This window comes from Gardnerella sp. KA01001 (genome assembly GCF_049244025.1).
Classification (GTDB): domain Bacteria; phylum Actinomycetota; class Actinomycetes; order Actinomycetales; family Bifidobacteriaceae; genus Bifidobacterium; species Bifidobacterium swidsinskii.
Window position 1 is genome coordinate 1,678,456 of the sequence record NZ_CP058366.1, and the last position, 8,523, is coordinate 1,686,978.

Here is an 8,523-nt window from a genome sequence, read left to right on the forward strand (position 1 = left end):
AATTTCTATAATTCGCGAATATCGCTAAAAAATCTACTGTAAAACGCATTTATAACGCATAATTTCCGACGCCAAAACGCAAAAATCGCATCTTCGGCGTGTCTAAAAACCGACCACTTCCCCAACCCAAAGCACTACATGTTGTTATAACGCATGCATCGCACCGCTATATGCTGTGCTGGTATATGCTGTGTGTGTTGTGTGCTGCGCTGCTGTATTCTGTGTGCTTCGTCGCTATATACTGTGTGAGATTCGTCACTATATGCCATGCTATATATACTGTGCAACGCGAAAGCAGGTCGTCGCGTCAGCAAGAAAATCCGACAGAAACTGTGCAGCCGTGTACAGAAAAAGTCGTTTGCGCGCAAAAAAAAAATCGGGGCAGATGCACTCTCGCACTTCCGCCCCCCAAAACCCTAAGGTTTTCAAGCATTTTCAATTCTATCTTTCACATATCCAACTGTCAATAACAGTACAAATAAAAGCAAGCAATGAGTTAAATTTACTCGCTTTATCATACTCTTTTGTGTACTCAGATGCCTTTTTTATAAATCCTCCTGCAATGTATCTAATAATGCTTTTTTGATCATTCACGCATTCATCACATTGATAATTCCTAGACAAAAATCTCTTATACATATATGCAGTTATCACTATTTCTTTCATCTTCGCATTACACATATTCGATCGCCTCGCACGCTTATTGAACCCTACAGCTTCAATAGCTTTACTTACTTCTTCAAGCAAAAGCACGTTGTCAAAACTCTTTTCAGTAATTCCATCCAATATTGAATTAGAATGAGCACAAGCATTACGCACGGATTTTACCCTGCACAATAAGTGATGCTCCTTCTGCATCTCTCTACTACCCCATCTTTTTGCGCAAAAACGATAAAATCTTAACAATGTTCCAAATGTAATACCTTCAACAAATACCCAAATTGGCATTCCACCTGTATACTTTGCCGCCGATTCTCTGCTATATTTCCCATCTTTAAGTCGTTCTAATTCAGCAATTAGTATTTTGCGGTCATCGTTATAAAGACTAGACATGTAATCTTCAACAATGGAGTATCCATCTTCTTCAGGATTTTCAGTAAACATTTTCATTAACTTAACTTTTGCCTCATGCTCTATAGCTAAAGTTATTAGAAGCAAAAGTATTTGAAACATCCTATTAAGCTGCTCTATTTTGCATAATTGATCAAAATCCAAGTCAATATACTGGCCATCCCTAGATCCACCAACTCTCTTGCTAAACAATTTTTTATATGAACAAGTCTCAAAATAATATGAGAAGATTGAAAGGTAGGAAATTGCAGAATCTTCAGATTGTTTGTTAAAAGTTATACCTTGCTTCTTAAGATGTTTTATCTGATCTATTGACGAAAGCTTCACAGGCAATTTACTAATTGCACATGTTTTCTTTATATCCGAATCGCATTGATTGTCCATACTATGTATTCCCCTTTTCCAAACTATGGATAAATATCTTTTATTTTTGCGAATACTACCCCAATAGCATTCGATGACTCTTTAAATGCACCAGCGCATATGCAAATATTCTACAAAACACTACACGAAAAGCAACGAATAGACAGGCACGACCAAAAGTAGAAAATCAAAAGTGGGCTTAATGGGGTTCGAACCCACGACCTTCTGCTCCGGAGGCAGACGCTCTATCCACTGAGCTACAAGCCCGCAACTCGAGAAAGTATACACGCTAGTGAGGATGCGCGACGACCTGCCTGAGCGCAGCATTGCGCGCGCGAAGGCAATTCGGAGCGCCGAGCTTGCTTAGGGTTGAAAGCACAGTGTGCTTTCAACGCAAGCGAGGTCTGCCTTCGTTAATAAAGACGAAGGCAGGGCAGGTTAGTATGGTTGTGCTTTAGAAACTAGATTGTGACTGGGGATGCGAGGCGAAAAAACGGCAGAAAGTTTACAGCCGCGCGCAGTTTATGCCGCCTGCGCACGCAATCGCGCGCACAGCCATCACGCGCCACCGAGGAAGGCAAAGGTGCCAAAGTAAAGCGCAGCCGCAACAGCAACCGACGGCACAATCGCGCACACAGCAAAAATCCACCAGTCGCGTGCACGCACACGACTCACCCTAGCGTGCGAACGCGCACCAACTCCCCCAAAACCGCGTGCTTCCATAGCAGTAGCGAGCGTCGTCGAACGTCGAATCGAAAGCACAAGCAGCGCAAACGACTGCGGGAAGAACGCCCTCACGCGATGCTCATCACCCAAACCGCGCGAACGCCTCGACGCAGTCAGCGCCGCCCAATCATCCTGTAGCACGCCAAACAGCCTAATTCCAGCCAAACCGCCGTACACGAATCGATCCGGCAAATGTAGCACCTGACTGAAAGCATCCGCCAAATCCGTAGCATCAAGCCCAATCACCATCACAATCGACGGCACGCCAATCGCCAAAATCCTAAGCGAAGTTGCAACAGCCAGCATAGCCGAACGATCCGTAGCATGCATCAGCCACCACTGGAACCAAGTATTTCCGCCACTTTTGCCGTATAGTAACACAGTGAGCGCGGAAGTCGGCGCACCCACCCACACAGGCCACGAAAGGCGAATCACACGCCATGGCGGAAGCTTAATGCACGCAAAAATCACAAATTCCAGCAGCAACGCAACCGAAGCAGAAACGCAATCAAGCGTAAAAAGTAGCGGAATCGAAGCCGCGAACGCTCCAAAAATGCGAAATACTGGATTAATTGACGCAAGAAGCGGCGATTTGCTTGAAAGTTTCGCTTCCTCGTCGCGATTGTTTACAGCGCTCACTTTGATACGCGAAATGTCTGTTGCGCCGGTAGTTGCGGAAAGCGCTTCGGAAGATTTCACTTCGGAAGCACTCACTTCAGCAGCACTCATTTCAGCAGCTTCAGCTTTCACATCCGGCACAAGCTCAACCAAGCGCGCACCCAATACCTCAACCAGCTCACGGTCGTGCGTCACCACAATAATGCTCACACCCTCGCTGCGAAGGCTTGCAATCAAGCGAATAATTTGCAACCAAGTTTTGCGATCCTGCCCAAAAGTCGGCTCATCCAAAATCAACACACGCGGAGCCGCAGCAAGCGACGCCGCCACAGTCAGACGACGCTTTTCACCTCCCGAAAGCGTGTACGGATTCGCCTTCGCGTAACGAGCCAAACGGAATCGCTTCAGCAACTCCTGAGCCTTCACTCGCGCCTCATCTGCCGAAACACCCGTGCGAAGCGGCCCCAACATAACCTCATCCAACACCGAACCACACGCAAACTGATGCTCCGGATTCTGAAAAACGTACGAAATGCGCTTCGCCAAATCAGGCGACTTCCACTTCATTGGATCCGTACCATTCGTGCCTTGAGCAAGAGCATCACTCGCCACAACCTCGCCGCTTACTGCCGGCAAAAGACCAGCCAAAGTGAGCGAAAGCGTTGATTTTCCAGCACCGTTCGCGCCGACCAAAGCCGTAATCTGCCCGGCTTTAAACTCAAGATTGATGTGACGCGCAATCGGCTCGCTATTATGGCTGATTGCGAGGTCCTTCGTGGAAAGTAGCACTTCTCCGTAGCCTTCTGCTGGACTGCAGTTTTCGTAATATTTTTCAGAAGATTCTGCATTTGCGGAAGAATTACTTACGGAAGATTCATTTGCAGAAGATTTTACGTTTTTCTTGTAGCGTTCCGGAAGCCAAATACCCAGATCCTCAAAGTCCAAATCGGTGCGATTAAACACCTCGTCTGGCGTGCCGTCCGCCACAATCACCGTGCGCGAAGAAGCCACGCGCGCAATATCGTCGTCGTGAACGGTTTCGTTGTTCGCAGCTTTTCCGTTCGCAGCTTCATCATTCTCAAGCCCAAGCACAACCACGCGGTCAATCATGTCAATCCACGGTTCCGCGTGATGCTCCACAAGCACCATCGTGGCATGCGTCGAATCCAAAACCGCGCGCACAGCACCAACAATCTGCTGCGTGCCATCCGGATCCAAATTCGCAGTCGGCTCGTCCAAAAGCAGCACACTCGGCTGCATAGCGAGCGCGCCAGCAAGCGCCAAACGCTGCATCTGACCGCCACTTAAATGCGAAGTTGAGCGATGCAATTGCAAGCCATCCAACCCAACTTCTTTAAGACTTTTGCGCACGCGATCCCAAATCTCGCTGCGCGGAACGTTCATATTTTCCGGACCAAACGCAACGTTATCCCCCAAACGCTGGAAAATCGCCTGTGCATCCGGATCTTGCAAAACCAAACCAACACGACCGCGCGCACGTCGAACCGGCACGCCGTCAACCAAAACGCAACCCTCGCTCACACCACCATCGGCATCTTCGACGAGAGTGGTTTGCTGGGATTTTGCGCTATTTTTCGCCACAAAATCATTGCCAATAAGACCTGCCGCGCCGCTTAAAATCGTGGATTTACCGATGCCTGATGCACCAAGCAGCAACACGCGCTGCCCCGCCTTAATCGTGAGGTCCAACCCGCGCACAGCAAAAGCGCGACGGGAAGCATGACGATAACCCCAGTTTTCAAAACGAAGTTCAGCGTTACTTGCGTTAGAAGCGTTATCACTAGCTCTACTTGCGTCACTAGCGTTGCTGATACTCTTGCGATCACTTAAATCTGTTGGAAGGAAAGTTTCAGATTCTTGCGATTGAGTAGCATCAGGCATAGTAAATCCTTTATGGCAATGATAGATTTTAGTTATTTCTTAATACGCTATTCGCTATTTTTCGCGTATTTCGCGACCGGACGCAAACTGATCCAACGCGCCGGTCTTAGCGATTCCCACATACAAGAACCACATTAAAACACCAGCAAACACAATTCCGGAAACCACTGTGCTGGCGAAGTATGGAAGACCATACTTGCCGAATACGCTAACAGCCTGCAACTTACCGAGGAAGGTGTAACCCCAGCAACCAATACCAGTCAATGCGCCGGAAAGAATCATTGTGTTCAAATTCCACTTCTTGTAAGCGAAAATAATGAACGCAATTTCAGCAAACAAACCCTGAACCACTGCAATAGCGAAGGTTTCAGCACCACCCCACTGATTGCCCATCAAAGCTTCGAGCACGCCAGCTACGACTTCAGCGTAAATAGCAGCACCCGGCTTACGCACGATTACTGCGGCCAAAGGAGCAGCGAAGAGCCAAAGACCGTTAATAAGACCTGCAAAACCTGGAAGAATGCTGTTTAGCGCAGTCCATGGAACCTCACTAAAAATGGCAACAACCCAATAAATAAAAGCAGAAACAACGCCAATTACGGAAGCAACTGCGATGTCTGCAACACGCCACTGCATGTTGGACTGATAATTTTCTTCTGACATAAAAATGTGCCTTTCTTGTTACGTGTTGCAATGCGTTACATTGTGCGCAATGCAATATTTTGCGTTACATGTGTACATTACGATGCTGTGCGTCAAACGCGTTACATTGCGATGCATTACATGCAATACTTTGCGTTACAAAGAAACCTTGCAACACCTCTCCAGGCACGGGAAAAACAGACCTCCGTGCGCCGGTATTACCCGGATTCACGTTCAAGCGGTTTTCTCTCAGCTCTGAATGTTCACGCTTGCATAAGCGAGAACACAGAGCACCCGTGTCGATTGACGATTGTACGGCACTGCGTCGACGCCAACCCTCCAAACGCGAGAAAAGCTACCCACGTTCGGAGCAAAACACCACACCAAACCTTCCAAATGCGCGCGCTGTGCTGCGCTCAAACAGGTCCGTCACGTCAATAAAAAACGTGCGCAAGCACCGAACAAACGCCACTTACGCACGCAACAATAAGGCTAAAACACTAAAATTTACTTAATTTACTTACCGCGCATTGCACGACGGCTGATGCGCTGAGGACGCGTTGGATCGATGCCCTTCGGAATGCCAAATCCACTCTTGCTTTGCAACGTGCGCAAACGCTCATTCAAAATCGCAAGCTCTGTCTTAGTAAGGAAGAATCGGCGGTTCGGATGAATTTTATCGAACAACGCAAACTTGTGCTTCACAGGCTGTAGCGTCTTCGAGCGCAACACCTTTCCGCGCAATTCTTTAAGCTTCACCTGATTTTCGCCATTACCAACAGCAATACGGTATACAGGTATATTAGATCCGGCAGTAACGCTTTTAATAGCGTGCTCCTGTCGATCCATAGCATGCATTAAACGCTCGTAATTACCCTCACCAACGAGGAAAATTCCGTTAAAACCAGTGCCTCGCCAAAGCGCATCCTTCGTGCGCGCGTCCACCCACACAGGCTGCTGCGGAAAAGTAAAACCGCCCTTATTAATCGCAGAAATAATGCCAGCAGCCGCACCCGGGCGACCTTCCAACTTTGCGTAACCAACTTTATCTGCGCGCTTCGTAAGTACAACAGTAAACAGCAGCAAACCAAGCATCGCCGCTGTAATAAGCATCATAATCCACATCAAAATGGACCAACGAGATACAATTCCAAGAATTACAGCAACCAAAATCGGTGCAGCAAACGCGCAAGACAACCACAAAGGCAGCTGCTTATCGTCAGAATGCGTGTACTTATAAATACGTATAATCTGCGAGAACATGCCCTGCTTTTTCTTAGGCTTCTTCATACCTTGCGTCGCGCCCTGAGACGCGCCTTGCGATTTGCTTTGTGCTTTATCTTGTGCCATGCGTTTACCCCATGATATTCGCGTTATTTTGAGTATCTCAAATAATAATAGTAGCTTGTGCAAATATTAATAAATTTGCACTTACTTGTGCACTTACTTTTACACTTACTTCGGCCAGTTACCACGCTTTGCGCTACTCGGCTTAGGCAAACGCCAGCGACGAAGCTGCATAGCGCGGCTGAATGCATACATGCCGGAACGCGATTTGCGCGACACAGCCACATCGCCAAAACGACGAATCAGCTCCTTACGCAACTTACGCCACATAACAAACATGTCAATTACAGATGCAAACAAATACGCGTACAAGAACACTGCAAAAACAAAATAAACAATCACAAATTTAGATAGCGCAAACAAGCAAATCATAATCAGCACTGCAACTGGTATGAAAAACTCGCCAATATTAATTCGAGCATCCACGTAATCGCGAATATACACACGCCACGGAAGCTGCTCAATTTTTGGCATATGCACCAAATCGCCAGTGCGCATTGCGTTGTATTGCAAATTCTCAGATTCGCGAAGACGAGCGCGCGCGCGTTTTGCACTTTCCTTGCGATCTGCCGGCACTAGTGGACGAAGCTTTTGCGCCTGAGCAGCGTTGCGCTTAGGAGTCGGCGCGTTTTTTTCGCGAGATTTCGTCGCTACGGACGATTCTGCATCCGCTACTTTCTTTTGCGACGAAGGAGTAGACGCGCCCTCATTATTGGCAGTTTTCTTTGCAAATGGATTCCATGTCATGTTTGCAGATTACTCAACAGACTAGACGCATGCAGACGCGGCGGAAACGGCAGAAAATTTACAGTAACGTAAAATTTCGGTCGAGAATCGCCACAAAAACGGCAGAAACTTTACGCGCATGTAAAGAAAAAGGGGTACATATCAAAAAACGGCAGAAACTTTACAGCGTTGCAAAGTTTCTGCCGCCTTCGCGCAAAATTAGCCAGAATTACTCGCCCAATCGATCCAAAAGCAGCGCTTCCGTCACAATATTTCCGCGCAAACCAGAAAGCGAAATCGACTCGTTCGGGCTGTGTGCATTAGACTTAGGGTCTTCCGGACCCGTCACCAGCACCTGCGCCTTCGGGAAGATGCGCTGAAGCTCAGGAATAAACGGAATCGAGCCGCCCTCGCCCTTGTTTACCGGCTCCACGCCGAAAGCATCGCGCATAGAAGCGAGCGCATCCTTCGTTGCAACAGCATCCGGATCCATTGCCCAACCCATGCCGTTATCAATCGGCTCTGCAGTAACTTCCGCACCAAAAGGCGCGTGAGATACCAAGAAGTCACACAACGCTTTTTGCGCTTCTTCCGGACGCTGCGAAGGCGCGGTACGAAGCGAAAGACGCAACTTAGTTTCGTGCGCAATCACATTAAAACTGCCCTCAACAGGATGTGCGTCCATGCCGATTACCGTCAGGCTTGGCTTAGTCCACATGCGCGCGGCGAGAGAACCGGTGCCTGCAAGCTTATAAGAATCGACCACGGAAGCGTCGGCGCGCACTTGTGCTTCGTCCAAATCGCGCTGCAAACCGCCAACCGGTTCCTGTGCTTCAATTCCAGGAACTGCCAAGTCGCCAGCTTCGTTGTAAAGCGAGGCAATAAGCATGGAAGCGAGCGTGTAAGCGTCCAAAATCGGACCGCCAAACTGTCCAGAATGCACTTGATGACCAAGTACTTTAACCCTTACATCCACGTCGGTATTTCCACGCAAACTCGTTGTAAGACTTGGGATTTCGGCGGACCAATTGCCGGAGTCGGCAACGATAATTACGTCGGATTCGAACTCGTCTTTATGCGATTCAATGAACGGGATGAAGCTTGGCGAGCCCATTTCTTCTTCGCCTT

The 8,523-nt window shown here is 48.1% G+C and carries 6 protein-coding genes and 1 tRNA gene; all 7 read right to left on the reverse strand.

All coding sequences use genetic code 11. The features are described 5' to 3' along the window. Positions 1-441 precede the first annotated feature (441 nt). Positions 442-1,455: an Abi family protein gene (locus HXT59_RS06870; protein WP_004110605.1), complete on the reverse strand. Its 1,014-nt coding sequence runs from the start codon at positions 1,453-1,455 to the stop codon at positions 442-444. A gap of 173 nt (positions 1,456-1,628) precedes the next feature. Next, a tRNA-Arg gene (locus HXT59_RS06875) sits at positions 1,629-1,701 on the reverse strand. 291 nt (positions 1,702-1,992) lie between these two features. After that, positions 1,993-4,680 carry an ATP-binding cassette domain-containing protein gene (locus HXT59_RS06880; protein ID WP_421784326.1) on the reverse strand — a complete coding sequence of 896 codons (2,688 nt, stop codon included), beginning with the start codon at positions 4,678-4,680 and terminating at the stop codon, positions 1,993-1,995. Between the two features lie 54 nt (positions 4,681-4,734). Continuing rightward, a complete protein-coding gene (locus HXT59_RS06885; RefSeq protein ID WP_004105192.1) occupies positions 4,735-5,343 on the reverse strand; it encodes an ECF transporter S component in 609 nt (202 codons plus the stop codon). A gap of 495 nt (positions 5,344-5,838) precedes the next feature. Then, entirely contained in the window at positions 5,839-6,612 is a 774-nt protein-coding gene (locus HXT59_RS06890) for a DUF4191 domain-containing protein (RefSeq protein ID WP_076003139.1), read from the reverse strand. 165 nt (positions 6,613-6,777) lie between these two features. Beyond that, positions 6,778-7,416, reverse strand: a complete 639-nt coding sequence (locus HXT59_RS06895; RefSeq protein WP_004110609.1) for a DUF3043 domain-containing protein — start codon at positions 7,414-7,416, stop codon at positions 6,778-6,780. Positions 7,417-7,624: 208 nt separating this feature from the next. Continuing rightward, positions 7,625-8,523, reverse strand: an 899-nt coding sequence (locus HXT59_RS06900; RefSeq protein WP_421784327.1) for a peptidase dimerization domain-containing protein, incomplete at its 5' end; no start/stop codon positions are given.

Coding starts and splice junctions, on each gene's coding strand:
- HXT59_RS06870 (WP_004110605.1), bottom strand. CDS start 1,455: ATGGACAATCAATGCGATTCGGATATAAAGAAAACATGTGCAATTAGT.
- HXT59_RS06880 (WP_421784326.1), bottom strand. CDS start 4,680: ATGCCTGATGCTACTCAATCGCAAGAATCTGAAACTTTCCTTCCAACA.
- HXT59_RS06885 (WP_004105192.1), bottom strand. CDS start 5,343: ATGTCAGAAGAAAATTATCAGTCCAACATGCAGTGGCGTGTTGCAGAC.
- HXT59_RS06890 (WP_076003139.1), bottom strand. CDS start 6,612: ATGAAGAAGCCTAAGAAAAAGCAGGGCATGTTCTCGCAGATTATACGT.
- HXT59_RS06895 (WP_004110609.1), bottom strand. CDS start 7,416: ATGACATGGAATCCATTTGCAAAGAAAACTGCCAATAATGAGGGCGCG.